The organism is Propioniciclava coleopterorum (assembly GCF_011393335.1).
GTDB lineage: Bacteria > Actinomycetota > Actinomycetes > Propionibacteriales > Propionibacteriaceae > Propioniciclava > Propioniciclava coleopterorum.
Map to the genome: position 1 here is coordinate 1,588,016 of NZ_CP049865.1, position 26,258 is coordinate 1,614,273.

General features: G+C 69.6%; 26 protein-coding genes. 22 read left to right on the top strand and 4 right to left on the bottom strand.

The window, feature by feature from the left end; translation table 11 throughout:
* The first annotated feature begins 13 nt into the window (after window positions 1-13).
* From G7070_RS07680 to G7070_RS07700, 4 genes are all read left to right on the top strand, one after another.
* A complete protein-coding gene (locus tag G7070_RS07680; RefSeq protein WP_166235100.1) occupies window positions 14-1,966 on the top strand; it encodes a heavy metal translocating P-type ATPase in 1,953 nt (650 codons plus the stop codon).
* On the top strand, window positions 1,963-2,877 hold the full coding sequence (locus G7070_RS07685; RefSeq protein ID WP_166233252.1) for a cation diffusion facilitator family transporter: 915 nt from the start codon (window positions 1,963-1,965) through the stop codon (window positions 2,875-2,877). Before G7070_RS07680 ends, G7070_RS07685 begins: the two co-directional genes overlap by 4 nt.
* 612 nt (window positions 2,878-3,489) lie before the next feature.
* Window positions 3,490-3,870 (top strand): DUF305 domain-containing protein, encoded by a 381-nt coding sequence (locus tag G7070_RS07695; RefSeq protein WP_206080018.1) that lies wholly within the window; start codon window positions 3,490-3,492, stop codon window positions 3,868-3,870.
* A gap of 331 nt (window positions 3,871-4,201) precedes the next feature.
* On the top strand, window positions 4,202-4,384 hold the full coding sequence (locus G7070_RS07700; protein ID WP_164987540.1) for a hypothetical protein: 183 nt from the start codon (window positions 4,202-4,204) through the stop codon (window positions 4,382-4,384).
* 225 nt (window positions 4,385-4,609) lie between these two features.
* Here the strand turns inward: G7070_RS07700 and G7070_RS07705 are convergent, their stop codons facing one another.
* Together G7070_RS07705 and G7070_RS07710 are read right to left on the bottom strand one after the other, a co-directional pair.
* Window positions 4,610-5,737, bottom strand: coding sequence for a sensor histidine kinase (locus G7070_RS07705; RefSeq protein WP_246227490.1), 1,128 nt, complete (start codon window positions 5,735-5,737; stop codon window positions 4,610-4,612).
* Window positions 5,734-6,447, bottom strand: a complete 714-nt coding sequence (locus tag G7070_RS07710) for a response regulator transcription factor (RefSeq protein ID WP_166233254.1) — start codon at window positions 6,445-6,447, stop codon at window positions 5,734-5,736. The genes G7070_RS07705 and G7070_RS07710 overlap by 4 nt, the downstream gene beginning before the upstream one ends.
* A gap of 352 nt (window positions 6,448-6,799) precedes the next feature.
* Between G7070_RS07710 and G7070_RS07715 the strand changes: the two genes are divergently transcribed.
* The 7 genes from G7070_RS07715 to G7070_RS18540 all read left to right on the top strand — a co-directional run bounded on the left by G7070_RS07715 (window position 6,800) and on the right by G7070_RS18540 (window position 15,556).
* Entirely contained in the window at window positions 6,800-7,627 is an 828-nt protein-coding gene (locus tag G7070_RS07715; RefSeq protein WP_166233255.1) for a M23 family metallopeptidase, read from the top strand.
* Between the two features lie 325 nt (window positions 7,628-7,952).
* The gene (locus tag G7070_RS07720) at window positions 7,953-9,458 is read left to right on the top strand and encodes a multicopper oxidase family protein (RefSeq protein ID WP_166233256.1); all 1,506 of its coding nucleotides are present in this window, start codon (window positions 7,953-7,955) and stop codon (window positions 9,456-9,458) included.
* A 104-nt stretch (window positions 9,459-9,562) separates the two neighbouring features.
* Complete coding sequence (locus G7070_RS07725; RefSeq protein WP_166230678.1) at window positions 9,563-9,880, top strand: hypothetical protein; 318 nt, start codon at window positions 9,563-9,565, stop codon at window positions 9,878-9,880.
* 42 nt (window positions 9,881-9,922) lie between these two features.
* Entirely contained in the window at window positions 9,923-12,367 is a 2,445-nt protein-coding gene (locus G7070_RS07730; RefSeq protein WP_166233257.1) for a heavy metal translocating P-type ATPase, read from the top strand.
* 103 nt (window positions 12,368-12,470) lie between these two features.
* Window positions 12,471-15,116: a heavy metal translocating P-type ATPase gene (locus G7070_RS07735; RefSeq protein WP_166233258.1), complete on the top strand. Its 2,646-nt coding sequence runs from the start codon at window positions 12,471-12,473 to the stop codon at window positions 15,114-15,116.
* The gene (locus G7070_RS07740; RefSeq protein WP_166233259.1) at window positions 15,031-15,240 is read left to right on the top strand and encodes a YHS domain-containing protein; all 210 of its coding nucleotides are present in this window, start codon (window positions 15,031-15,033) and stop codon (window positions 15,238-15,240) included. Before G7070_RS07735 ends, G7070_RS07740 begins: the two co-directional genes overlap by 86 nt.
* Before the next feature lie 112 nt (window positions 15,241-15,352).
* A complete protein-coding gene (locus G7070_RS18540; RefSeq protein WP_246227497.1) occupies window positions 15,353-15,556 on the top strand; it encodes a metal-sensitive transcriptional regulator in 204 nt (67 codons plus the stop codon).
* Window positions 15,557-15,657: 101 nt separating this feature from the next.
* Here the strand turns inward: G7070_RS18540 and G7070_RS07750 are convergent, their stop codons facing one another.
* Entirely contained in the window at window positions 15,658-16,257 is a 600-nt protein-coding gene (locus tag G7070_RS07750) for a DUF305 domain-containing protein (RefSeq protein WP_165490022.1), read from the bottom strand.
* 258 nt (window positions 16,258-16,515) lie between these two features.
* Between G7070_RS07750 and G7070_RS07755 the strand changes: the two genes are divergently transcribed.
* The 9 genes from G7070_RS07755 (at window position 16,516) to G7070_RS07795 (ending at window position 23,896) form a co-directional block, all read left to right on the top strand.
* Window positions 16,516-17,280, top strand: coding sequence for a prolipoprotein diacylglyceryl transferase (locus G7070_RS07755; RefSeq protein WP_431977940.1), 765 nt, complete (start codon window positions 16,516-16,518; stop codon window positions 17,278-17,280).
* Window positions 17,281-17,308: 28 nt separating this feature from the next.
* Window positions 17,309-18,892, top strand: coding sequence for an apolipoprotein N-acyltransferase (gene lnt, locus G7070_RS07760; RefSeq protein WP_246227502.1), 1,584 nt, complete (start codon window positions 17,309-17,311; stop codon window positions 18,890-18,892).
* A 46-nt stretch (window positions 18,893-18,938) separates the two neighbouring features.
* A complete protein-coding gene (locus G7070_RS17710; RefSeq protein WP_051208216.1) occupies window positions 18,939-19,400 on the top strand; it encodes a hypothetical protein in 462 nt (153 codons plus the stop codon).
* A 184-nt stretch (window positions 19,401-19,584) separates the two neighbouring features.
* Window positions 19,585-20,760, top strand: coding sequence for a YibE/F family protein (locus tag G7070_RS07770; RefSeq protein WP_246227786.1), 1,176 nt, complete (start codon window positions 19,585-19,587; stop codon window positions 20,758-20,760).
* A 100-nt stretch (window positions 20,761-20,860) separates the two neighbouring features.
* Window positions 20,861-21,481, top strand: coding sequence for a DUF305 domain-containing protein (locus G7070_RS07775; RefSeq protein ID WP_129459424.1), 621 nt, complete (start codon window positions 20,861-20,863; stop codon window positions 21,479-21,481).
* 139 nt (window positions 21,482-21,620) lie between these two features.
* A complete protein-coding gene (locus tag G7070_RS07780) occupies window positions 21,621-21,935 on the top strand; it encodes a glutaredoxin family protein (RefSeq protein ID WP_246227504.1) in 315 nt (104 codons plus the stop codon).
* On the top strand, window positions 21,935-22,912 hold the full coding sequence (locus tag G7070_RS07785; protein WP_166233265.1) for a cytochrome c biogenesis CcdA family protein: 978 nt from the start codon (window positions 21,935-21,937) through the stop codon (window positions 22,910-22,912). The genes G7070_RS07780 and G7070_RS07785 overlap by 1 nt, the downstream gene beginning before the upstream one ends.
* Before the next feature lie 5 nt (window positions 22,913-22,917).
* Window positions 22,918-23,538, top strand: coding sequence for a peroxiredoxin family protein (locus G7070_RS07790; protein WP_166233266.1), 621 nt, complete (start codon window positions 22,918-22,920; stop codon window positions 23,536-23,538).
* Between the two features lie 112 nt (window positions 23,539-23,650).
* On the top strand, window positions 23,651-23,896 hold the full coding sequence (locus tag G7070_RS07795; RefSeq protein ID WP_206080019.1) for an SHOCT domain-containing protein: 246 nt from the start codon (window positions 23,651-23,653) through the stop codon (window positions 23,894-23,896).
* 31 nt (window positions 23,897-23,927) lie between these two features.
* Here the strand turns inward: G7070_RS07795 and G7070_RS07800 are convergent, their stop codons facing one another.
* Window positions 23,928-25,142: an IS110 family RNA-guided transposase gene (locus G7070_RS07800; protein ID WP_166233267.1), complete on the bottom strand. Its 1,215-nt coding sequence runs from the start codon at window positions 25,140-25,142 to the stop codon at window positions 23,928-23,930.
* A gap of 281 nt (window positions 25,143-25,423) precedes the next feature.
* On the opposite strand from G7070_RS07800, the gene G7070_RS07805 reads away from it, so the two are divergent.
* Together G7070_RS07805 and G7070_RS07810 are read left to right on the top strand one after the other, a co-directional pair.
* Window positions 25,424-25,702 (top strand): heavy-metal-associated domain-containing protein, encoded by a 279-nt coding sequence (locus tag G7070_RS07805; protein WP_166233268.1) that lies wholly within the window; start codon window positions 25,424-25,426, stop codon window positions 25,700-25,702.
* A gap of 136 nt (window positions 25,703-25,838) precedes the next feature.
* Complete coding sequence (locus G7070_RS07810; RefSeq protein WP_246227514.1) at window positions 25,839-26,237, top strand: cation efflux transmembrane domain-containing protein; 399 nt, start codon at window positions 25,839-25,841, stop codon at window positions 26,235-26,237.
* Window positions 26,238-26,258: the final 21 nt, after the last annotated feature.

Here is a 26,258-nt window from a genome sequence, read left to right on the forward strand (position 1 = left end):
GCGCGAGGAAGGCATGTCGGCGTGCGGGTGTGACGCCCCCATTGCCAAGGCGCCTAGCGACGACGACGACGCGGTGGAGCACCTGTGGCAGGTGCGCGACATCCAGTTCGGGTTGGCATCGGGCGCCCTGCTGCTGGCCGGTTTCCTGACCGGCCTGGCCGGATGGGAGACGGTCAGGCTCGTCCTCAGCTGGGTGGCGTTGCTGGTCGGCGGGTCGACGTTCGTACCGGGTGCGTTGAAGAAACTTGCCAAGGGCAAGCTGGGGGTTGGTCTACTGATGACCATCGGCGCCGTGGGCGCGACTCTCCTGGGCCAGGTCGAGGAAGCAGCGACCCTGGCGTTCCTGTTCTCCCTCAGCGAAGGCCTGGAGGACTACTCGCTGGCCAAGACCCGGCACAGCCTGCGCGCCCTGCTCGACCTGGTCCCGCGTCAGGCCACCGTGCTGCGCGACGGTGTGGAGGTCGTCGTCGATCCCGACGAGCTCGTCGTGGGCGACCTGATGGTGGTCAAGCCGGGCGAACGGCTCGCCACCGACGGCGTCATCCGCACCGGACGGACAGCCTTGGACACCTCGGCGATCACCGGCGAATCCATGCCGATCGAGGTCGGCCCCTCCGACGAGGTGTACGCCGGTGCGATCAACGGCACCGGCATCCTCGAGGTGGAGGTGACCTCGACCGCGGACAACAACTCGCTGGCCCGAATCGTGCACATCGTCGAGGCCGAGTCGTCCCGGCGCGGGACCACCCAACGGCTCGCCGACAGGATCGCGAAACCGTTGGTACCGGGGATCCTGCTTGCAGCGGCCTTGACTGTGGTCGCCGGCTTCGCCGTGGGCGACCCCGGCCTGTGGCTGCAACGAGCATTGGTCATGGTGGTCGCCGCGTCCCCCTGCGCCCTGGCCATTTCGGTGCCGGTCACCGTCGTGGCATCCATCGGGGCGGCCAGCCGGCGCGGCATCCTCGTCAAGGGTGGCGCCGCGATGGAGGTCCTCGGCAAGGTCCGCACCGTCGCCCTGGACAAGACCGGAACCCTCACCCGCAACCAACCCGTCGTCATCGAGGTGACAACCACCGGCCCGCACACCCGCGAGCAGGTGCTCGCCTGGGCCGCCGCGCTTGAGGCACGCAGCGAGCACCCCCTCGCCAAGGCCATCCTCGCCGCCACCGAAACCACCACGACCGCCGACGACGTGCAGGCGGCCGTCGGCGCCGGACTGACCGGCACCCTGGACGGGCACAGCCTAAGGTTGGGGCGTCCCGGCTGGATCGAGGCAGGCCCACTCGCCGGCGACATCGACCGGATGCAACAAGCCGGGGCCACCGCCGTCCTCGTCGAGGTCGACGGGCAGACCACCGGCGCGATCGCGGTCCGCGACGAACTCCGCCCCGAAGCCGCCCATGTCGTCGCCCACTTCCGCTCCCACGGCTACGCCGTCGCGATGCTCACCGGGGACAACACGGCCACCGCCCAGGCGCTCGCCGCCGAGGCCGGGATTACTGACGTGTACGCCGACCTGCGGCCCGAGGATAAGTCGACCATCATCCACAGGCTGCGGGAAAGGGGCCAGGTCACGGCGATGGTCGGCGATGGCGTCAACGACGCCCCCGCGCTGGCCAGCGCCGACTTGGGCGTGGCCATGGGCGCCATGGGCACCGACGTCGCCATCGAAACCGCCGACGTCGCCCTGATGGGCGACGACCTGCGCCTCCTGCCGCACGCGTTCGATCACGCCCGCTACACGCGCCGGATCATGCTGCAGAACGTGGTCCTGTCGATCGCGTTGCTCGCGGTCCTGATCCCGCTCGCCCTTTTCGGCGTCCTGGGGTTGGCGGCCGTGGTGCTGGTTCACGAGGTGGCCGAGGTGTTCGTGATCGCCAACGGTGTCCGCGCGGGCCGCACCACCCACCTGCCCACCCTCACCGCATTGGCCGACAGGCCCGCCCTGCAAGGAGCGACAGCGTGAGCACGGGCCACGACCACGCGCCGCAGGGCACCCATCGGGGCAAGTTGGCGATCGCGTTCGGGATCACTGCCACCATCCTGGTCGCCGAGCTCATCGGCGCGTGGTGGACCAACAGCCTGGCGCTGTTGGTCGACGCCGGCCACATGCTCACCGACGCCTCGGGCCTGCTGATGGCGCTCATCGCCGCAAACCTCGCCCTTCGTCCACCCACCCCCGAACGCACCTGGGGTTGGCGGCGCTCCGAAGTGCTGGCCGCTGGAGCCCAAGCCGCGGTCCTGCTCGGGGTCGGGGTGTACGCGTTCGTCGAGGGTGTTCGGCGCCTGTGGACGCCCCCGGAGGTCACCGCCGGCGGGCTGCTGGTGTTCGGCGTCGTCGGTCTGGTCGGCAACATCGTCTCGATGCTGGTACTCAGCTCGGGCCGCGGTGCGAACCTCAACATGCGCGCCGCCTTCCTTGAGGTCGTCAACGACGCCCTCGGGTCGGTGGCGGTGATCGTGAGCGCGGTCGTCATTGCGCTGACAGGGTGGACCCGGATCGACGCCCTCGCAGGCATGCTGATCGCGACCCTGATCGTGCCGCGGGCGATCACCATCCTGCGGGAGGCGGGGAGCATCCTGCTGGAGTCCACTCCTCCGGGGTTGAACCTCGAAGAGGTCCGTCGTCACATCCTGGAGGTGCCGCACGTGGTGGGGGTGCACGACCTGCACGCTTCCACCATCGCCACCGGTCTGCCGGTCCTCACCGCCCACGTTGTGGTCGAGGAGGCCTGCTTCGCCGACGGCCACGCCGCCCAGATGCTGACCGATCTCCAAGCGTGTGTGGCCGACCACTTCGACGTGAGCGTCGAGCACTCCACCTTCCAACTCGAATCACCCGACCACGCGCAACGCGAACACACCACACACAGCTAGTTCGATCCCTCAGTCCCGACCAGCGCCAGGAGCGCAATCGTGCTCCCGCCCCGCGGCATGAGAGTGCACGACTGTAACCACTACCAATCGGTCGCGAGTTCGTGGAGAAGCGTGTCCCATACGCCCGGGCGAACGGATCGTGGCGGGGTCTCGCTCAACTCTTTCGCAACCTCTTGGAACACGAACTGCGTGAGCCCGACAACTGCTGGGTGGGTAGACAGGCTGCCGGCCCCTCCCACGCGCAGCTGTTCGGTGTCCAACGGGGTGTACCTGACCACCCGATCGCTTGACCCCACCGGCCACGGAAAGGCACGCTGGGTCGTCAGGTGGAAGCCCGCCCTGAACGCCTTCGCGATCACCTTCGCAGGCAGGTTCGAGAGAGCCACTCACTAGAAACCGCCGGGCCTCACACACCGTTTATCTGACAGACCCTAGTGATCCGAAGGAGATGCCATGAGTAGCGAAGACGATCGATCCTCAGAGCGGGCGTCGCATCAGGGGACAGGCCACACTTCACACGATCGTTCGGGGAAGGCCAGTGACCCCGGCCTGGGTACTTACGTGCGTTTCGGTCTGATGATCTTGACCTCTTCAGTGGTGATGTACATCGTCATGTACCTGAACACTTACTCGATCGACCACGTCTTCTGGAGTTGGACGCGGTTCTTCATGACGATGATGTCCGCGGCGACCATGACTGTCGTCATGTTGACCTTCATGCTGGGGATGTACCGCAACCGGATGGTGAACGCGGTGATCGTGGTGGGAGCTGTCGTGGTGTTCGGTGCGGGCCTTGCCCTGGTCCGCACCCAGGCCACCGTCGGCGACGTCGCGTGGATGCGGGCGATGATCCCGCACCACTCGATCGCGATCCTCACCAGCGAGCGCGCCCACCTCGAGGATCCGCGGGTCCGTGAGTTGGCGGACTCGATCATTGAGGCGCAGCGCAAGGAAATCGAGGAGATGAAGGCCTACATCAAGGAGTTGGAGTAGGGGAACGGGCTCCCGGTGCAGGCGGCCGAGGCGACGCGCGATGCTCGGCGACGTCCCGTGCACCAGCCCGCGTGGTGATCGTGGAGGGCGATTCCGTGCACGGGCCGCAACCCGAACGCGTGGTCAGCGAGGCCGATCTGCTGGTGGGGCGCGAGTGGAGGGCTTGGAGGCCGCCAGTTGACCAGCTCTGTGAGGTGCGATCGGTGGCGGCATGGAGGGAGCTGAGGAACGCCGACAGATAGTTGGCGTGGGTCTTGCCACTGACCGGAGCGCGCGTCGGCGATTTGTGCGTTGGACCGGCCTCTCGGCGACGGGGCCGAGCACCTCCGCCGTGATCGAAGGCATCATGATATTGGTCGCTGTGGCGTTCATCCTGTGGACCTCGGTGGTGCTTTCCTCAACCCGCTCCAGTTGGAGAACGTGGGCGTCGGGCTGGCATTCGGTGGTCGCGTCCGCCGTCAACGGCGCCGTCGCCGTCGCCGTGGTCCTCATGCGAGCCGCATGCGCCGCTTGATCAGGCTGACTGCTGACGGAAATACCTGATGACCGACCTGTGGACCTCGGCCCGGAGTCGTGCCGGGTGTCATATGGAAGCGGACGTTCTGCCTACTGTCTCTTGGACGACGCGGACGGCTTGGCGTCAGCTCGCAGGCCACCCGGACGAGGGCGTGACGCCGGCGCAATGAGCGGCTGTCCGGTCAGCGTCCACAGCGGAGGAGCGGGTGTCACGGTCTTGCCCTCACCGCCCCGATTGGTGCGTTTCCCTGGGGAGGGTGAGTCGCAGGGTGGCGCCGGTGCCCTCCCCGTCGCTGGTGGCGGTGAGGCTGCCCCCGTGGGCTTCGGCGAGTGCTTTGGCGATGGTGAGCCCGATGCCGGATCCGCCCTTGTCGGCCTCCCTGGCGGCGTCGCCGCGGTAGAAGCGCTCGAAGATGTGCGCGAGTTGTTCGGCGGTCATGCCTTGGCCTGTGTCGGCGACGCTGATGGTCACGGCGTCCGGGGTCGAGGTTGACGTCACGTCGACTCGTCTCCCCTGGGGGGTGTGTCGGAGGGCGTTGGTGAGCAGGTTGCCGAGGATCTGGGCGACGCGCTGGGGGTCGGCTCGGACCGGCACGTCGTCGACTCGGACGGTGAGGGTGACGCCTTTGGTGTCGTAGGCGTGCCTGGCCTGACGGATCGCCGGCTCGACCAGATCGGTGAGCGGTTGCACGCTGGTCTGGAGTTCGATGCGTCCTTCTTCGGCTCGGGACACCTCGTCGAGGTCGCGGGCGAGCCGAGTGAGGCGTTGGGCTTGTTGCTCGACGACGGCTTGGGTGTTGTCGTCCCAGGTGAGGACACCGTCGGCGATCCCTTCGAGGTGGGCGTTGAGGGTGGCGATGGGGGTACGCATTTCGTGGGCCAGGTCGGACAGGAGGCGCCGGCGGGTGTTCTCGACGTCGCCGAGGCGGTCGGCCATGGTGTTGAACGTGTCGCCCATGGTGCTCAACTCGGGGCCGCCGCCCGTGACGGTGACCCGGGCGTCGTAGTCGCCACGGCTGAGCCGGCCGGCCGCCTGGGTCAGGAGCTCGACGGGATGGCCGATGCGGCGGGTCAGGTACCACGAGATCCCGAGGGAGGCGGCGAGCGCGACCAGCAGCCCGACGGTGAGGGAGATCATGCTGGCGTCGGCGAAGGCGCGTTCGATGTGGACGATCTCGGGAGAGTCGGGCGGGTGGCCCGTGTCCAGGAGGTGGGCGTGGAACAGCGGTGGCCCGATGATCGCGGCGGTCAGGCCGGCGCTGGCCACGATGGCGAACAGGACGATGGCCTGGGCGACGAACAGCCTGGTGCCGAGCCGCCAGGCGCCCACAGCGTGGAACGGGCGGGTCACCCTCGTCCCATTCGGTAGCCGACGCCGCGGATGGTGGTGATGTAGCGCGGTTCGGTGGGGTCGTCGTCGAGTTTCTTGCGGAGGTTGGCGACGTGGACGTCGACGACGTGTTCGTCGCCGACCCAGGCGGTGTCCCACACGGTGTCGATGAGTTGGCGGCGGCTGAGTGCGACGCGGGGTTGGGCGGACAGGACGTCGAGGATGTCGAATTCGGTGCGGGTGAGCGCGACGGGGTGGTCGGCGATCCAGACTTCGTGGCCGGCGGCGTCGATGCGCAGGTCGCCGAACACGCGGTGTTCCTCCATTGCGGGGGTGGCGGCGGGAGGGCGGCGGGGGCGCCGCAGCACGGTCTGGACGCGGGCGACGAGTTCCCGGTTGCTGAAGGGCTTGGTGAGGTAGTCGTCGGCGCCCACGGACAATCCGATGAGCCGGTCGACCTCGTCCCCGCGGGCGGTCAGGATCAGGATGTAGCAGTCCGAGAAGGTGCGGATCTGGCGGCACACCTCGATGCCGTCGAGCCCGGGCAGCCCGAGGTCGAGCACGATCACATCGGGGTCCTCGGCCCTCGCCTGGGCGACGGCGTCGGGACCGGTGTGGGCCTGAGTGACGTGGTGGCCTGCCCGGGTGAGGTAGGACGCGATGACGGCGGCGAGTGCGCGTTCGTCATCGACGACCAACACCTTGGTCGGCTGTACACCTTCGCTGTTCATGTCAGCCAGTATGGCCGCGACCCGCTGAGCACTGGTGAGCTGGGTCGGGCTCCCGGGCGGGTCTTGATGCGATCTTGAGACGATCCCGGTCGAACGGTGAGGCAACGCCGGGATGCTGAGTCAAGCCCGTGTTCGACCCGAGGCCGGCGTGCTGCCTTCGGTCTCTAGCCGGGGCCTCGTCGTGGGGCCGCACGGGGTCTTCCACAACGAGGAGTCAATTCGCGTGACGTCGTACCGTGCTGTCCGTGCCGTAGCCATGACACCCAGCCGATCCGCAGGTGAGCGCCCGCGAGGTCCTTTGCCGGGAGCTGGCCCTCGGCGTGCGGCGCCTGCTGCGCAGCGCCGTCCGACGGTGGTTGCGCTGTCCAGCCTGGGGTTGGCGGCGGCCGTGGTCGCTAGCGTGGCGGTGGTCGGTCTGGGTGCGGCCACCTCGGTGGCCGCGGTGCCGCGTCCGGACGCCGTGGGCGCCCCGCTGCCCGTGGCGGAACTGCGCGGCGTGCAGACCAGCCGCGGCGAGACTCGCGTGACCAGGCAGGGGGATGCAATGCTGCCGGAAGGCCCAGCGGTGGGCGACGCCCGCGCTGCACGCAAGGCGGTGGCGGAGCGGCAGGCTGAACTGGAAGCCACGGCGGAGGCGATCGACCGGGAGACGCAGCGGCTCTCCGATGTCGCTGCGCAGCAACGGCAGCTGGCTGCGCGGGAGGCTGAGCGGGAGGCTGAGCGGGAGGCTGAGCGGGAGGCTGAGCGGGCGAAGGCGGCCGAGGCTGCTTCGAAGGCCTTCGTGTGGCCCACCGCGGGTGGGGTGTCCAGCGGGTTCGGGTACCGCGTCCACCCGATCCTGAAGAAGCGCAAGCTGCACAACGGCGCCGACATCGGCGGGGCCTGCGGGCAGCCGATCGTGGCGGTCCGCGCCGGCGTCGTCACACGGGCGGAGCGATCAGGGTCGAATGGTGGGGCCGGCCACAATGTCCGGATCGACCACGGCCCGGTCGGCGGCGCCGAACTGGAGACGGCCTACCTGCACATGGACGACGTGGCGGTGAAGGTCGGCCAGCGGGTCGAGACCGGGCAACGGTTGGGCACGGTGGGCTCGACGGGTCTGTCGACGGCCTGCCACCTCCATCTCAGCCTCTACAAGGACGGCGCGGGCAGCGACCCGCTCGCCTACCTCACGAAGTAGTCGCGATCTTGACCGAACCTGAACCCGCGCCACACGGCGACTCCACAGCAGGCGGCCACAGTGGCAGGACGTCAGGAGAGGGGATTGCTATGGGCTGGGAGATGTGGGTCCTCATGCTCGTCGGCATGGCCGGCTTCTGGGCAGTGGTCCTGTTGGGCATCCGCGCGCTGTTCCTGGCGGGCGGAAAAACGCCTGAGCCGCGATTCCGCGATGCACCCGAGAACGACGCCACCGCCGGGCGCTCGCAGCCTCGGGCTTCGGCCGAGCCGCCGGCCCGGACCGACTCCTCCTCAACGTCTCGAATAGCACCCATCGAAAGGCACCCATGACTGGCATGTCCCGACGCACGCTCCTGCTCGGCGGACTCGGCCTCGGCGCCGCCGCCCTGACGGGCTGCACCTCCGCGCCGGCCGCCGGCCCCGTCCCCTCCGCGTCTGGCCCGATGCCGACGCTCCCGCCGGCCACCCCGAGACCCGGGCAACGGATCGTCGAGCAGGTCTTGACCGCCAAGCCTGTGACCCTCGACCTCGGCGGACCCACCGTCCCTACCTGGGCCTACGGCGACACCGCGCCCGGTCCGCTCGTGAGGGCTACCGCGGGTGACTTCCTCCGGATACGTCTTGACAACCAGTTGCCCGCGGACACCACCATCCACTGGCACGGGATCCGGCTGCACAACAAGGCCGACGGGGTGCCCGGCATGACGCAGGACCCGGTCCCGGCCGGCGGGTCGTTCACCTACGAGTTCACCGCTCCGGATCCCGGCACGTACTTCTTCCACCCGCACGTCGGCGTCCAACTCGACCGCGGCCTGTACGCCCCCCTGATCGTCGACGACCCGAACGAGCCGGGAGCCTACGACGCCGAGTGGGTGGTCGTGCTGGACGACTGGGTCGACGGCACCGGCCGCACCCCCGACGACGTCCTCGCGAAGCTGATCGCCGACGGGGGCCCTGCCCCCAGCGGCGGCATGGGCGGCATGGGTGGGATGGGGGGCATGGACCACGGCGGTCACGGTGGCGGCAACGCTCCGCAACCGTGGGGGGATGCCGGCGACGTCACCTACCCCTACTTCCTGATCAACGGACGCGTCCCCACCGCACCCGCCACGTTCGAGGCCAAGCCGGGCCAGCGCGTCAGGATCCGGCTCATCAATGCGGCGTCCGACACGATCTTCACGGTCGCGCTCGGCGGCCACCGCCTGACGGTCACCCACAGCGACGGCTTCCCCGTGGAACCGCAGGAGGTCGACGCCCTCTACCTCGGCATGGGCGAGCGCTACGACGCCCTCGTCACCCTCGACGACGGCGTGTTCCCCCTGGTGGCTCGTCCGTTCGGCAAGACCGAGGGCGGCCAGGGCTTGGCCCTGGTCAGGACCGGTTCGGGTCAGGCCCCCGGCCCCGACGTGTCGCCCGCCGAACTGGCCGGGCGCATCCTGCTGGCCACCGACCTGCGTCCCCACGAGTCGGTGAGGCTGCCTTCACGATCGCCGGACGCCACCGCGCACATGTCGTTGGAGGGGTCGATGAGCCCGTACCGGTGGGGCATCAACGGGGCCCCGTTCGGGCAGAACCAGCCGCTCACCGTGCGTGAGGGGCAACGGCTACGGCTCAACGTGATGAACATGACGATGATGACCCACCCCCTGCATCTGCACGGGCACACGTTCGCGCTGCCGTCGGGGCTACGGAAGGACACGGTGCTGTTGGCGCCCATGCAGTCGATGGCGCTCGAGCTGGACGCCGACAACGTCGGTGACTGGATGGTCCACTGCCACAACATCTATCACGCCGAGGCCGGGATGATGATCGGCCTGCTCTACCGCGGCTGAGCGGGAACGTTGACGCGACCTTGACGGTTCCCACAACCAGACCCGACCTTCGTCGACCAGCCTCGTTGGTGTAACGATCCGACCAACGTCAAGGAGTCCCTGCCATGAATCACGACCACACCGACCATCGCACCGCCCCGCCGGCCGGCAGCGACCCGTACGACCGGTTCGCCGCCGACCCGTTCGCGCCGACCACCCCGGCACCGCCCGTTGGGCAGCCGGCCCCCACGGCCCAGCCCGTGCGGCACCGGTGGTGGATGCACCTGCTGATGTGCGCCCCGATGCTGGCCGTCGTCGGATTCCTCGTCGCCACCGGGGCGGCCGGGTTCGGCGCCATCGGCTACGCCGTACTGTGCATGGCGATGATGGGCGCGATGATGCTGTTCATGAACCAGGGCTCCGCTGGCGGCCACAAGCATTGACCCCGGCACCCCCACGCCCGTCCGCCCTGACAGGAGAATGTGATGAACCTGAACTCCACCGCCGAGTCGGTCGTGCTGCACGTGGGTGGCCTGCACTGGGCCACCACCGCCCACGGCGTCGAACAGACCCTCCTGACCCGGCCAGGCGTGCTGGCGGTCGACGCGAACGCGATCTCGCAGACGGCGACCGTCACGTTCGACCCGACGCGGACCGACGTCGCCGAACTTCAGGGCTGGGTGCGCGAGTGTGGCTACCACTGTGCCGGCGAGTCACAGCCCACCCACGTGTGCGTTCCCCGCATCGAACCGGCAGGTCATCCCGGCGGGCACGCAGCCCCGGACGCCCACGCGCGGCACGGCGGCCCCGGAACCACGGTGCCGCACGGTCATGGGGGGCACGACCAGGCGGCGAGCCACGCCGCGGGGGTGGTGATCTCGCCGCATGACGCGATGGGTCATGGCGGTCATGGGGGGATGTCGATGGACGCCATGGTCGCCGACATGCGCAACCGGTTCCTGGTCGCGGCGGTGCTGTCGGTGCCGATCACGTTGTTCTCCCCGATGGGACGCGACATGCTCGGCTTCGGGCTGCCGGCGCCGTTCGGGTTGCGGGACGAGGTGTTCGCCCTGGTGTTGTCGCTGCCGGTGGTGTTCTACGCGGGCTGGATCTTCTTCGACGGGGCTTTCCGCGCCCTGCGGAACCGGACGCTGGACATGATGGTGCTGGTCGCGATCGCGATCGGCGCCGGGTGGCTGTACAGCCTGTACGTCACGCTCACCGGTGGTGGCGAGGTGTTCTTCGAGGCGGCCGCGGTGCTGACCACGTTCGTCTTGTTGGGGCACTGGTTCGAGATGCGGGCCCGCGGCGGCGCGAACGACGCCATCCGGGCGTTGCTGGACCTGGCGCCGCCGATGGCGACGGTGATTCGTGACGGGGTCGAGGCCGACGTGCCCACCAGCGAGGTGCTGGTCGGCGACCTGGTGCTGGTCCGTCCCGGCGCGAAGGTGCCCGTCGACGGCGTCGTCCGGGAGGGCCGTTCCGAGGTGGACGAGTCGATGGTGACCGGGGAGTCCTTGCCGGTCGACAAGACGGTCGGTTCAGCGGTGGTGGGGGCGTCGATCAACACCACGGGGACGCTGCGGGTGGAGGCCACCAAGGTGGGCGCGGACAGCGCCCTGGCGCAGATCGTCGCGCTGGTGCAGCAGGCGCAGAACTCGAAGGCCCCCGGCCAGCGGCTCGCGGACCGGGCGGCGTTCTGGCTGGTGCTGGTGGCCATCATCGGAGGAGGGCTCACGTTCGGGGCCTGGCTGCTGGCCGGCGCGTCGGTCCAGACGGCGATGCTGTTCGCGATCACGGTGGTGGTCATCACCTGCCCCGACGCCCTCGGACTGGCGACGCCGACCGCGAGCATGGTCGGCACCGGTCTGGGCGCCAAGCGAGGAGTGTTGTTCAAGAACGCCACCGCCCTGGAGACCTCCGCGAAGGTCAACACGGTGGTGATGGACAAGACCGGCACGCTCACCCGCGGCGAACCCGAGGTGACCCAGGTCATCGCCGTCGGGGGCGACCCCCACCTCGACCTGGTCGCGGCGGTGGAGCGCGAATCCGAACACCCGCTCGCGGCCGCCGTGGTCACCCATGCCGACGCCCTCGGCGTCGCGACCCGTAAGGCTGCCGAGTTTCGCAACGTGCCCGGCCACGGGGCCACCGCCGTCGTCGACGGACTGGACGTTGCGGTCGGAAACCGGCGGCTCATGGAGTCCCTCGGTGTCGACCTGTCGGCGGCGGGGCCGATCCGCGAGCGGGTCGCCGCCCAGGGCCAGACCGCCGTGTTCGGAGCGGTGGACGGCCGCATCGTGGCGGTCATCGGGTTGGCGGACGCCCCCCGCGAGACCTCCGCCCGGGCGGTCGCGGCGTTGCACGACCAGGGAGTGCAGGTGGTGATGCTGACCGGGGACAATCAGGCGACCGCACAGCGGATCGCCGCCCAGCTGAGGATCGACACGGTGATCGCGGACGTGCTGCCCGGCGACAAGGCCGCCCATGTGGCCGATCTACAACGCCAGGGGCGGGTGGTGGCGATGGTCGGTGATGGTGTCAACGACGCCCCTGCTCTGGCCCAGGCTGACGTGGGGGTCGCGATCGGGGCGGGCACCGATGTGGCGATCGAGACGGCCGACCTGGTCCTCATGCGGTCGGACCCCCTCGACGTGCCGACCGCCCTGACCATCGGCCGTGGCACGCTGCGGAAGATGCGGCAGAACCTGGGCTGGGCGGTCGGTTACAACGTGGTCGCCCTGCCGATCGCGGCCGGCGTGTTTGCCGGCGTCGGGCTGACCCTACGGCCAGAGATCGCTGCGCTGTCGATGTCCGGTTCCAGCCTGATCGTCGCTGTCAACGCCCTGCTGCTGAAGCGGTTGCGGCTTCCTGACGAGCACCACCGCCGACCAGGCACCCCGGCCGCGCAGGCTGCGTCGGGATCTTGACGCGACCTTGATCCGATCCTGCCGATCCGGACACGAGACCCACCTAACCTGACACCAGAAGCGGTACCCCTGGGGGGTATCAGGACAGGGTGAGGTGGTTGTGATGAGTTGGCTCGTCATCGGCGGCGCGGTGGTCGTCACCGGGTTGTTGTGGTGGTTCTTCTTCGGTCCGAAGCGGGCCGGACAGGTGAGCCTGGAGGACGGCGTCCAGGTGGTGCGGGTCACCGTGGACGGTGGCTACAGCCCGGACGTGATCGAGGGCGTCCGCCCGGGCGTACCGGTCAGGCTCCTGTTCGACCGGCAGGAGAGCGGTGAGTGCACCTCGCGGGTGGTCATGCCCGACTTCAAGGTCAACGCAGCGCTGCCGGCGTTCCGGACCACGGCGGTGGAGTTCCTTCCCACCGAAACGGGGGAGTACCGCTTTGCGTGCGGGATGAACATGGTGTCCGGGGTGGTCCGGGTCAGCGGGAGCCCCCCGGCCGATACCCAAGGCGGCGGCACCGTGGTGGAGCAGGCCTCCCGGCCGGTGGACGGAACGACCGCGGCCGGCGGCACCGCCCCCGACGCGGAGGCGGAGGAGGCTGAGCGTGCCGCCGAGATCCGCGACTTGACCCGCCGCCTGCTGGTGGGTGCGGTGCTGTCGGCGCCGGTGCTGGTCGCGGTGATGGCGGTGGAGTTGTTCCAGGCGATGTGGGTTCCCGAGTTCCTGATGAACCCGTGGCTACAGCTGGCGTTGATCGCTCCGGTGATGTTCTATACCGGCTGGCCGATCCACCGGACCGGCTGGAAGGCGCTGTCGCACCGGACCGCCGACATGAACTCGCTGATCACCTTGGGCACGTTTGCCGCCTTCGGCTACAGCCTGGTGGTCACGTTCCTGCCCTGGCTGCTGCCCGACGCGCTGCGGCACGTGTACTACGAGGCCGTCGGGGTGATCATCACCCTCATCCTGCTCGGGCGGCTGCTCGAGACGAAAGCGAAGGCCGGCACCGGTGAGGCAATCCGAGCTCTGATCGGGCTGCAGCCCCGCACCGCGCGCGTCGCACGCGACGGTGCCGAACTCGAGGTCGGCGTTGATGAGGTGCGGGTCGGCGACATCGTGCTGATCCGGCCCGGGGAGAAGCTCCCGGTCGACGGCGAGGTGACCAGCGGCTCCTCCTCGATCGATGAGTCGATGGTGACCGGCGAGTCCATGCCGGTGACCAAGTCCGTCGGTGACACCGTGATCGGCGCCACCATCAACACCACCGGCGCCCTGCGCTACCGCGCCACCAAGGTCGGCGCCGACACGATGCTGGCCCAGATCATCAAGCTGGTCCGCGAAGCCCAGGGCTCCAAGGCGCCCATCCAGCGGCTCGCCGACCAGGTGTCCAGCTACTTCGTGCCCGCGGTGATCGTGATCGCGGTGTGGACCTTCGTCGCGTGGGTGCTGGTCGGCCCGCCGCCGGTGTTCATCTTCGCGCTCGTGGCGGCCGTGTCGGTGCTGATCATCGCCTGCCCGTGCGCCCTGGGGCTGGCCACTCCCATGTCGATCACCGTCGGCACGGGCAAGGGCGCCTCGCACGGCATCCTGATCCGCTCCGCCGAAGCCTTGGAGACCGCGCACAAGCTGCAGACGATCATCCTCGACAAGACCGGCACCCTGACCCGCGGCGTCCCGGCCCTCACCGACGTCATCCCCGTGACCGACGGGGGTGAGGACCGCCTCCTGGCCGCTGTCGCCGGGGTCGAGCGGGCCTCCGAGCACCCGCTGGCGGCCGCGATCGTGGCCGGGGCGACCGAGCGCGGGCTCGCTGTGCCCGAGGTCGACGGGTTCGAGTCCGTCACCGGCCAAGGGGTGATGGCGCGGGTCGACGGGCGGCGCGTGCTGGTCGGCAATCGCCGGCTGCTGGACGCGTTCGGGGTGGACGCGGCCGTCCTGCTCGCCGCCCACGACCGGCTGGCCGCCGAAGGCAAGACCGCGATGCTGGTCGCGGTCGACGGACGCCCCGCCGGCGTGGTGGCCGTGGCCGACACCCTCAAGGAAGGCGCCCCGGCGGCGGTCGCAGCCCTCCAGGCCCGCGGCATCGAGGTCGTGATGATGACCGGTGACAACCGGCACACCGCCGCCGCGATCGCCCGCCAGGTCGGCATCACCCGCGTCGTCGCCGAGGTGATGCCCGACCACAAGGCCGCCGAGGTCCGGCGCCTGCAGGCCGACGGCAAGGTGGTCGGCATGGTCGGCGACGGCATCAACGACGCCCCCGCCCTCGCCCAGGCCGACGTCGGGTCGGCGATCGGGACCGGCACCGACGTCGCGATCGAGTCCTCCGACATCACGTTGGTCTCGGGGGCACTGGTGGGCATAGTGACCGCCGTCGACCTGTCCCGGGCCACCATGCGCAACATCAAGCAGAACCTGGTGTTCGCGTTCCTGTACAACATCCTGGGCATCCCGATCGCCGCCGGCGTGCTCTATCCGGCGTTCGGGATCACCCTCAGCCCGATCATCGCCGCCGCCGCGATGGCACTGTCGTCGCTGTCGGTGGTCGCCAACGCGAACCGGCTCCGCCGGTTCACCCCCCGTCCACTGGCTGCCACCACCCAGGTGGCCGGCGTCGACCCGCTCGTCGAGGTGGGCGGCAGCGTCGAAGCCTCACCACACCCAACGAAAGGAAACCACCATGTTCGGCCTGTTCGGCAAGAAGAAGGACACCACCACCGCCAAGGTCGTCGACCCGGTCTGCGGTATGAAGATCAACCCCGCTGACGCGGCCGCCACCCGCGACCACGACGGCACCACGATCTACTTCTGCTCCAAGGGCTGCGCCGAAACCTTCGACGCGGACCCGCACCGTTACGCGCATGGACCCTCCGGCGCCGGCCACCACTGACCCGGGCGCTGCAACACCCGCAGCCCAGCGGAGCGCGTCGGGCCCACGGACCCGACGTGCCCTGCTGGGCCGGCTGCGGCGCATCGAGGGGCAGGTCCGCGGGATCGCCCGGATGGTCGACGGCGACGCCGACTGCATCGAGATCCTCACCCAGGTGGCCGCAGTCACCCACGCCCTCGAAGCCGCAGCCCTGATGCTGGTCGACCAACACCTCCGCGACTGCCTGCAGCGGGGGGCAGCCACCACCCTGGCCGACGAGCAGACAAAACAGGTGGAGCAGGCCCTCCGGGCCGTCGAACGGCTGCTCCGCACTTGAAGCTGGTCCTGCGTGTGAAAAGGGCGGGTGGGTCGCGAACGCGACCCCCCGCCCTTGCGCGTCACGCCTCCGTCGGGCCGCCCGCGGGGGCAGGGCCTCGATCAGGCTGTGCCGACCGGTCGGCCGCCCGGCAGGTCATACCACTCCTGCAGCCAGTCCTGCATCTGGGCGATCTCTGCCAGTTGGGCGTCTCGGATGTCGCTGCACAGGGTCAGCAGTTCGTCGTGCTCGGCGTTCGCCAGGCACTTCTCGGCCTCCCGGATCGCACCCCGGTGGTGGCGGATCATCGACCGCAGGAACGCGACCTCGAACTCCTCGCCGTCCAGGTCGTGGAACCGGTGCATCGACTGCATCCCAGTCATGTCCGGCTCGTGGGAGATGCCGTACCAGTCCTCCAGCCACTGCTGCATGGTCGCGATCTCGGCCGACTGGGTGGCCACGATCGACTCACACGTCGCTGCGAGCTCGTCGTGGACCGCCTTCTCGACGCACATCTCGGCCATCATCACGGCCATGTGGTGGTGGTCGATCATCCCGGTCAGGAAGTCGACCTCGAACCGGGCCGCCTGATCGGACGCCGCCGGTGCGCTCGCCTGTGCCGGTGGTGCGGCCGCCACCGCCACCCCGGTCAGGGCGCCGGTCGCCAGCAGGGCCGCAGTCAAGCCGGACGCCACCCGTCGGGTCAGGTTCGTGTGTTCCATCATGCCTCCCTTGGTTGTTCGCCTCAGGTGTGAGGATGGGCATCGACGCTACCCACCGGGGTTTCGCGGCGTCGAGCCCCGGATCGGGGTTCTTGGCCGAATCTTGAGGTTTTCGCCAGGCACCCCCGCCCAGTTTCATCGGCTTCTTGACGTGATCTTGGCTGCCGCTCAGGGGGCCCTTGACCCCGGCCCGCGACAGTGGGAGCCGGCGTGCCACGCGGGTGCGTCGCTTGATGGAGGAGTCTCCCCGTGTGGCCGGTGTTGTTCTCAGTGTTCGGAATCCAGATCCAGTCGTACGGGGTGAGCAAGGCCCTCGCGGCGCTGGTCGCCGCGTGGCTGCTCGGCCGCGCCTTCCGCAAGCTCGGCTTCCCGGTCGACCAGGCGCACTCGCTGGTCCTGTGGGCGGCGGTGTGGGGGTTCGTGGCCGCCAAGGTGTACTTCCTGATCGACAACCGCGCCCAGTTCAGCTGGCACCTGCTCGGTAGCTCCGGGTTCGTCTGGTACGGCGGACTGATCGGCGGCATCCTCACCGTCGTCGTCCTGACCCGCCGCTACCAGCTGCCTCTGGCCACCGTGGCCGGCGCGACCGCGCTCCCGCTGTCGGTGGCGTACGGGATCGGCAGGATCGGCTGCTTCCTGGCGGGCGATGGCACCTACGGCACGCCGACCGACCTGCCCTGGGGGATGGCCTTCCCGAACGGCGTCGTGCCCGTGACCGTCCCGGTTCACCCCGCCCAGTTGTACGAGGCTGCCGGCGCGTTCGCGATCGCCGCCGTGCTCTGGCTGCTGGCCCGCCGCTGGCTGCCGCTGTCGGTGTTCGGCGGCTACCTCGCCCTCAGCGGGGCCGCGCGACTGCTGGTCGAGATCGTCCGGGTCAACGACCGCGTCCTGCTCGGCCTCACCGAAGCGCAACTGTTCGGCGTGCTCAGCATCATCGCCGGCGTCATGCTGATCGCGGTCGACCGCCGGCAGCGGACCCCCGAGCCCGCCGCCGCACACCCGGTCGAGCCGGCGCGCGTGTGATTCGCTCGGTGGACTGGCCTCGCCGGCGATGACGACCCTGCGGACCGCACGGGACGCGTCATGGGCCCGGCAGCGGTGGCCGCGTCACTGGGCACCGCTGGTCGCGGCGGGGGCGGCGGGTGCGGCGGGGTTGGTGACGGGCACGGGTGTCGCACCGCTGGGCTGGTGGCTCGCCCCACCGGTTGGCGTCATGGTGCTCACCGTCGCCGTGCACCGGAGCACGTCGCTCCGGGCTGCGGCTGCCGTGGGGCTGGCCTACGGCCTTGGCCTGTCCGGACCAACCCTGGGCTGGATGGCCGCCATCCACCCGGCCGCCCTGGTAGGGCTGCTGTTGCTCTCCTCCAGCTGGTCTGCGGTCACGGCCGTGCTGGTCCGCGCCGCCGGCCGGAGCCGCGGCTGGCCCGTACTGGCAGCCCTGGCCTGGTTGGGCGTGGAGTTCCTCGCCGCCCGCGTCCCGTTCGGCGGCTTCGGCTGGCTGCGGCTCGGCTACACCCAGATCGACTCGCCCCTGGCCGGGCTGTACCCCTTCATCGGGGTGGCCGGCGTCAGCTTCTCCGTGGTCCTCACGGGACAGCTGGGCGCCTGGATCCTGCTGGGGCCCTCCAGGCGGCGCCTGGCCTGGTCCGCGGCGTGGCTGGTCGTCGTCACCGGCGCCGCCACCGCCGGTACCGTGACCCCGACCCCGCCCCCTGACGGCGTCGTCACCGCGGGCTGGGTCCAGGGTGGCGCACCCGGCGGCGGCGTCTACGGCCTCGGCCCGCCTCGTACCATCACCACCAACCAAGCACGGGCCACCCGCGAACTGGCCGCCGCGATCGACGCCGGCCGCCTGCCGGCCCCCGACTTCGTCGTGTGGCCCGAGAACGCCACCGACCTCGACCCCGACACCGACCAGCGCACCGGCCAGCTCGTCGAGCAGTCCGTCGCGGCCGTGGGGCGTCCCGTGCTGGTCGGCGCCATCCTCGACGGTCCCGGACCCCGCCAGCGGCGAACCGCCGCCCAATGGCGCGAACCCGACGGCCGGATCGGGCCCACCTATCAGAAACGCTCGATCGTCCCGTTCGGCGAATGGATCCCGTTCCGAGACGTGCTGCTGCCGCTGATCCCTGCCCTGCGCTACGTCGGCGCCCAGTCCGTGGCCGGCACTGATCCGGGTCTTCTCGACGTACAGCTCCCCGACGGACGCTCGATCACCCTCGGCGTGCTGGCCTGCTTCGACGTCGCCTTCGACCCCGTCGTGCACGACCTCGCCACCGCGCAGGCCGTCATCGTGCAAAGCAACAACGCCATGTACCAGGGCACCGCCCAGATCGAGCAACAGTTCGCCATCACCCGGGCCCGGGCAGCGGAACTGCGCCGCGACACCCTCGTCGTCACCACCAGCGGCATCACCGGACTCATCGATCCCACCGGGCGGGTCACCATGAAGGTCACCGAACCGGGTCCCGCCGTTGGAGTGGTGCAACTCGGCCTGCGCACCGGGACCACCACCGCCAGCTGGCTCGCCACCCCCCTGGAGGTCACCGCGACCGTGGCCGCCGCGCTCTGGATCACGGCGCTCACGCTGACGCCTTCGCCGCGCAGGCGCTTTCATCCCTTGGTCGGATCTTGACCAGAGCCGGGCCGACACCACACCGACGTCACGCACCCTCGACGGTATGGACACCAGCCTGACCGACCCCCCGGCATCTACTCTGGCCGCCGACAGCGTCACCGCGGCCACCCCGTGGCGGGCCCGCGCCGCCGGGGCGTGGGCGGCCACCCGAGCCACGTTCGGGGCCCTGCTCGGGCTCGCACCGCATGTCCTGCACCACGTCGGATTCCTCGCCGGCGCCGCCCTCCTGACCGGCGTCGTGGGCAACACGGTGCTCTACGCAGCCGGGATGCTGCTCAGCATCCCGATGCTCAACCGCCTCCGGAAACGGTTCGGCACCTGGAAGGCGCCAGCGCTGGGGGCGATCGCCTTCACCAGCCTGTTCACACTGTCCGCGTTCGTGATCGGGCCCGCCCTCAACCCGACACCCGTCGCACCCCAGCCCGCGGCGACCACTGGCCCCACCGGCCAGCCGCTGGAGGAACACGACGGGCACCACCCAGACACGAACCAGACCAGATCTTGACCCGGCCTTGACCTCCGGCTCATGCGCTGGCTGCCACGCTGGACGATCGTGACCACACCTCGCCTCGTCCCTCCGGTGGCCACCCCATGAGCGGGGATCACCATCACCACGGGCATGATGGGGGGGACGCCGACGTGCGCGTCTCCCGGACGGCCCGCTCGCGACACTAGTGCTGTTGGCCGTCGTGGCGGCGATCACCATGGCGGGCTTGGTGTGGTTGTGGCCCACGGAACGGGTGTTGCCGGAGGGTTCGGTGCTGACGGCCGAGGGGATCGTGCCCGTGCGCGGGCAGGTCACCGCGATCGAGCCGGGCCCGGCGGCCCCGGACGCCCCGCCGACCGGGGCGGACGCCGGCGTCCAGCACGCCTGCCTCGTCGCCCAGGTCGAACTCGACCGCCGTGCGGGCGAACTCGTGGACGTGGAGCTGGTGGGAGTGACCGCGTGGAGCGGCCTGCAGCCCGGCGACGGCGTCCACGTGGCCGAGGTCGGCGCCACCGAGGGGGTGCCCGGGGGATGGTCGTTGATCACGGTTGACCGGATCCCGGTCCTGGCGATCTTCACGATCTTGTTCGTGGTGGCGGTGCTGGTCGTCGCCGGCCGCAAGGGCTTCTTCGGGCTGCTGGGGCTGGTGGTGTCCGGGGTGGTGCTGTTCGGGTTCATGATCCCGGCCCTCACGTCGGGACAGCCGGCTGTGTGGGTGGCGATCGTGGGGTCGACCGCCATCATGTTCGTGGTGCTCTATCTGGCCCATGGGGTGTCGTGGCGGACCACGTCAGCGTTCGTCGGCACCTGGTTGAGCCTGTTGGTGACCACCGGCCTCGGCGCGCTGGGCGTCTCGATGGCCCGGCTGAGCGGCATCTCCAGTGAGGAGACCCTCGCGCTGACCAACCTGCTCGGTGACCTCGACTTCCCTGACATCCTCACCTGTGGTCTGGTGATCGCGGGCCTGGGCGTGCTGAACGACGTGACGATCACGCAGGCGTCGTCGGTGTGGGAGGTCCGGGCCGCCGGGCCGCACCTGAGCCGGGGGCAGTTGTTCGCCTCGGGCATGCGGATCGGGCGTGACCACATCGCTTCGACGATCTACACCATCGTGTTCGCGTACGCCGGCGCCGCGTTGTCGCTGTTGCTCCTGCTGTCGTTGTACGAGCAGCCGCTGAACCTGCTGCTGTCGACCGAGCAGTTCTCCGAGGAGATCATCCGCACCCTGGGCAGCGGCATCGGGCTGGTGTTGAGCGTGCCCCTGACCACCGGGGTGGCCGCTCTCACCGTCGCCGGCGCGGCTGGGGCGGCTCGCCGATCGGGTAGAGGAGCCGACGACCCCGAGCGGGCCGCCCCGGGCCCCCGGCGAGCGATCTAGGTCAAGGTATGGCCAAGCTTCGTTGCGCAGCCTTGAAAGACGGCGGGTGCCCCGCTTCCCTCGGGGGTGCGGCCGATTGTCTGCGAGAAACAGGAGAACCATGAGCGCAACACCGAAGTGGGTCACGATCGTGATGGGCGCCGCGGTAGCGGCGACCATGCTGGGGGCGTGCTCGGCCACGCCGGCGGCCACTCCCAGCCCAGCCTTGACGACAGCAGGGTCAGCGAACCCGAGCAATGCGGCCGCCCACAACGAGGCAGACACGGCGTTCGCGCAGATGATGATCGTGCACCACCAGGGTGCGATCGAGATGGCCGACCTCGCCGCCCAGCAGGCCCAGAGCGCGGACGTCCAGGCCCTGGCCGAACGCATCTCGGCGGCTCAGGGCCCCGAGATCGAGACCATGAGCGGCTGGCTTTCGGCGTGGGGCGAGGATCCGATGCCGGCCGACAGCGACATGGCCGGGATGGACCACTCGGGCATGGACATGGACGGCAGAAGCCAGGAAGAGGTGATGGCCGAGCTGCGAGGCTTATCGGGCGCCGACTTCGACCGGCAGTTTCTCACCTCGATGATCGCCCACCATCAAGGAGCGATCGAGATGGCCCAGACCCAACTCGCCGACGGCCGGGACCCGCAAGCCATCGAGCTGGCGCAGAAGATCATCGCCGACCAGGAAGCAGAGATCGAGGAGATGCAGGGATTGCTCGCATCAGCGTAGGAACCCGACCGTGGCGAGGGGCCGGCAGGTGCTGCCGGCCCCTCGCCCTCGGACGACCGCACATGCTGTTCTCAGGCCAGACGAGATCTTGAGGCTGCCTTGACCGGTCCCCCCGGTGAGGGGAACCACCATGGTCGTCGTGAACACGACGAACAACACTTGGGCCCGGGTCGGCCACCAGACCGACCGGGCTGCGTCGCCCATGGTCACCCTGGTAACCGCAGAGGCCTGCCACCTCTGTGAGGACGCCCACACGGAACTCCTGAACCGCGCGACCCAAGGGCAGCTACTGCTCGACCAGGTGGACGCCGAATCACCGCAGGGCCAGAAGCTCCTCCATCAACACCGCCCGGCCATGTTCCCCCTCGTGCTGCTCGACGGCGCGTTCCTCAGCGCCGGACGCCTCCCGCGCCGCAAGCTCGACCGCGCCCTCGCGGCACGGAAGGCCTCGTGATGGGCTCGGAACTCCTGGCAACTGGCAGCATCCTGGCCGCCTTCTTCGCGGGCACGGTGGCACTGTTCGCACCCTGCTGCATCGTCTTCCTCGCCCCGTCGTACCTGGCTGCTGCGGTCAAGAACAACCGGTGGCGCCTCCTCCCGCTGACCTTCGTCTTCGCGGCAGGCCTGGCGCTCGTCCTGGTCCCGATCACGCTCGGGGTGAGTCTGCTGGCCGGTGCGATCGCCAAGTACCACGTGATCCTGTACTGGGCCGGTGGCCTGCTCATGATCGGCCTCGGCCTGCTGGCCCTCAGCGGCCGGATGTGGTCGATGCCGTCGATGCTGCGCGCCCCCGACACCACCCGCGGCGACACGGCGACCTTCTTCAGCCTCGGCGTGTTCTCCGGGATCGCGTCCAGCTGCTGCGCCCCCGTCCTGGCAGGCGTGATGACCCTGTCCGCCCTCTCGGGCAACCCGCTCGGCGGCCTGGTCCTCGGGCTGGCGTTCGTGTTCGGCATGGTCATCCCGCTGCTCGTCATGGCACTCGTGTGGGACGCCGCCCGCCTCAACGAACGACGCTGGGGCCGGGCGAAGCCCATCAGGGTGACCGTCGCCGGCCGCACGCTGCACACCAACAGCGTGAACCTGCTCGTCGCGGGCGCGTTCGTCAGCATGGGCGTCTGGGTCATCACCCTCGCTGGCACGGCGACGATGACCGGGTCGGGCACCTGGGTGCAGCTCGCCGCCGGCGACTGGGTCACCCAAGCCGCGCAGGCCGTCCTCGGCTGGCTTGCCCCGGTCCCTGAGCCCGTCCTCGGCCTCGCCTTGTTGGGGCTGGCCGGGGTGTTCGTGTGGACCACGCTCCGCGACCGCCGCCGCGACGCGCGCCAGGGAGCCGAAGAGCACGCCGACGCCGACCCCACCCTGCCGCACTGCCACAGCACGACCGACGCCGACCACCCGATCGCCGACCACGACACCGCGAGGAACTGACGACCATGCCCAGCAACCAGCGCACCACCATCAGCCGCCGGCAACAGCTCCGAGACCAACGGGCACGAGAATCAGCCAAGGAGACCAAGCGTCGCCGCCTGTTCAGAATCGCGACCGGGCTGCTGACCACGCTCATCGTCGCCCTCGTCGGGTTCGGCCTGTGGAGCGCCCGCCCCGTCGAGGGTGGCCCGTCCGGTCAGGCGCCCGCGTTCACCCTGCCGACGACCGCGGGCACCACCGTGTCCCTGGCCGACTACCGCGGCCAGCCCGTGCTTCTCTACTTCAACGAGGGCGCCGGCTGCGGCTCCTGCACCCAGCAGATGGCCCTCATCGAGCAGGAGCCGGGCTTCGCCGCAGCCGGCATCACCGTGCTCCCCATCGTGATGAACACCGCCGCCCAGATCCAGCCCGACCTGGACCGCTTCGGCGTCACCACCCCCTACCTGCTCGACGACGGCACGGTCTCGAAGGCCTACGACACCCTCGACAAGGGCATGCACCCAGGCCTGCCCGGGCACGGCTTCGTCCTGATCGACGCCGACGGCAACAAGCTCTGGCACGGCAACTACCCCTCCATGTGGCTCGACCCCGCCGAACTCCTGCACGAAGCCACCAGCCGCCTGTGAACGGGCGCGAACGCTGCGCCGCCGACCTTGTAGCGATCTTGACCGACCGCAGACGGGCCGCACGCCGTCGACGCAGCACCATGGACCTAAGGCCAGCTCAAGAAGGGAACCAATGATGATGTGGGGAGACAACAGCGGCTGGGGGATGTGGTTGGGAATGGGGATCAGCACGCTCATCCTCGTCGTCCTGATCGCTCTGTTGGTGTGGTCCATCAGCAGGATCGGCCGCGTCGAGGCGCCCAGGCCCCAGCGCGAGCGGCCGACCGCGTTGGAACTGCTGGACGAACGCCTCGCTCGCGGGGAGATCGAACCCGACGACTACCAGCAGCGCCGACGGATCCTCAACGACCAACGCTGAACCCTGCCGGGGGGTGTCCCTATGTTTCTCGTCAAGCTGCGAGGGGTTGTGGCGTCGGGTTGGGGGCCCGGTAGGGCTCGCGGTTTCTGAGCATGGCGAACAGGACATCGACTCGGCGCCGGGAGAGGCAGATGAGTGCGGCGTTGTGTTTCTTGCCTTGGGCTCGTTTCCGGTCGTAGTAGGCCCTGCTGACGGGATCGGATCTGAGCGCGGCGAACGATGACAGGAACAGGGCCCGTTTGAGGTGCTTGTTTCCCGATCTGGCTGGGAACTCGCCCCGGATGCTGGTTCCGGAGCGGTGCGTGACGGGTGCGAGGCCGGCGTAGGCGGCCAGGTGTCCGGCGGTCGGGAACAAGGAGGCGTCGCCAACGTCGAGCAGGATCCGTGCTGCGGTCCTGACCCCGACGCCTGGCATCGAGGTCAGGACCTCGGCAAGAGGGTGAGCATCAACGACCTTCTCGACCTGCGCAGCCAACTCGGAGCGCTGGTCCCACGTCTGGGGCAGGGAAGCGGCGAGCTTCGGCAGAACCTGTTCGGCCGCGGCAGTCCCGGCAACAACAACGGTCTGCTCGGACAGGGTCTGGGTGATGGCGTCGGCGAAGTTCTGGGCGTGACGCGGGTTGGCTTTGGTGATGACCCGCAGCAGCTTGGACTTCGATGCTGCGGTCATGCCTTGGGGTCCGCCGAGCTGCTCGATCACAGCGAGGCCTTGCCTGGTGGCCAATCGGGGTCCGACAACGCGTTCCAGCGCGGGATGGATCTGCGTGAGCAGTCCCCGGATCCGGTTCGACAACCGAGTCGCTTCCGCAGCCAGGTCCTCATCGAACCCGACCAGAACCTTCAACTCCGCCAAGGTCTCTTCGCCCAGGTCGACCCGGCGAAGGGTGTGCGGCATCGTTCGAGCGGCGTCGGCGATGACGAACGCGTCGCGCGCGTCGGTCTTCGCGTTGCCCGGATAGAGATCGGCGGCCCTTCGCATCGCGAGGCCTGGCAGGTAGGCGACCTGGATGCCCATCGACCGGGCGACGGCGATGGGCAGCGCGCCGATCGTGTTGGGCTGGTCGACGATCACCAACACCCGACCGTGCTCGGACAGCCTCGTGAACAAGTCTTCGAGCTTGGACTGGTCCTGCGGCAAGGGCTTGTCGAACACCTTCTTGCCGGCGGCGTCGAGGGCGCAGGCATGGTGGGCTTGCTTGCCCACGTCGAGCCCGCACCAGATGTCGAAGCCGAGGTCGTTGTGCATGACGGCCACCATCCTTCCATCGAAACGACGGTCGTCGGAGTGGTGATGCGTCAGCTGCCGGCACCCACGTTACGAAGAGACCTGTGTTGAGGCCGTGTCCCTATCAGCGGTCATCTGGCGCCACCAGGTTCGGTGACAACACCCCCCGGATCATGCGTGAGACAGGGGCAGTAAGTCATGCCGGGCCCGGCGACCGTAACCCCGCCCTACGGGGTCACCAGAAAGGTAACGGGGCGCCGACCCGCCCCCCTGCATGCCACGAACTACCCAAGGAGCGCACCGTGACGAGGACTACGATCAGGAGAGTCAGCACGTTCGGGGTGAGCGGTCTGACCTGCCCGGACTGCCTCGTCCTGCTCATGGAGCGCGTCCGACACCTGCACGGGGTTCGGGAGGTGACCGTCGACCTTGAGCCTGCGGGTGAATCGTCCCTCACGATCGCCCCCGCGGAAGCCGTGAGCGCCGAGGAAATCCGAGCCCTGGTCGACGAGATCGGCTTCGACTACATCGCCCGCCGGAGTCACCGCCGGCCCCTCCGGGGACAGGACGTTCGCTCGTGATCTCCCCTGATCCACAGCAAAGCTGGCGGACCCGAGTTCACGCACCTGCCCTGAGGCCCGCCCTGGACAGAGCACCAGCATGAGCGCCGACCACGCCCACGCGTCGTAGGGCACCCATCGCAGCAAGCTCACGATCGTGGTCGGGATCACTGCCGCTATCCTGGTCGCCGAGGTCATCGGGGCGTGGTGGACCAACAGCCTCGCGTTGTTGGTCGACGCCGGTTACATGCTCACGGCGGCGTCGGGGCTGCTGATGGCGCTGATCGCCACCAACCTCGCCCTTCGCCCACCCACCCCCGAACGCACCTGGGGCTGGCGGCGTGCCGAAGTGCTGGCCGCTGGCGCCCAGGCCGCGGTCCTGCTAGGGGTGGGGGTGTATGCAGTCGTCGAGGGTGGCGTTGCCCCCCGAGGAGTGGGGGAGCGTGCGTACCGGAAAGCGTCAGCGGCGCCCGCGACAATCGAGACGACCAAACAGGCGAGGAAAGGCGGACGTGGTGAGCCAGGACTTCGAGTACGTGACCATCGGCCCCAGTGACGAGTTCAGCGTCGGGACGTC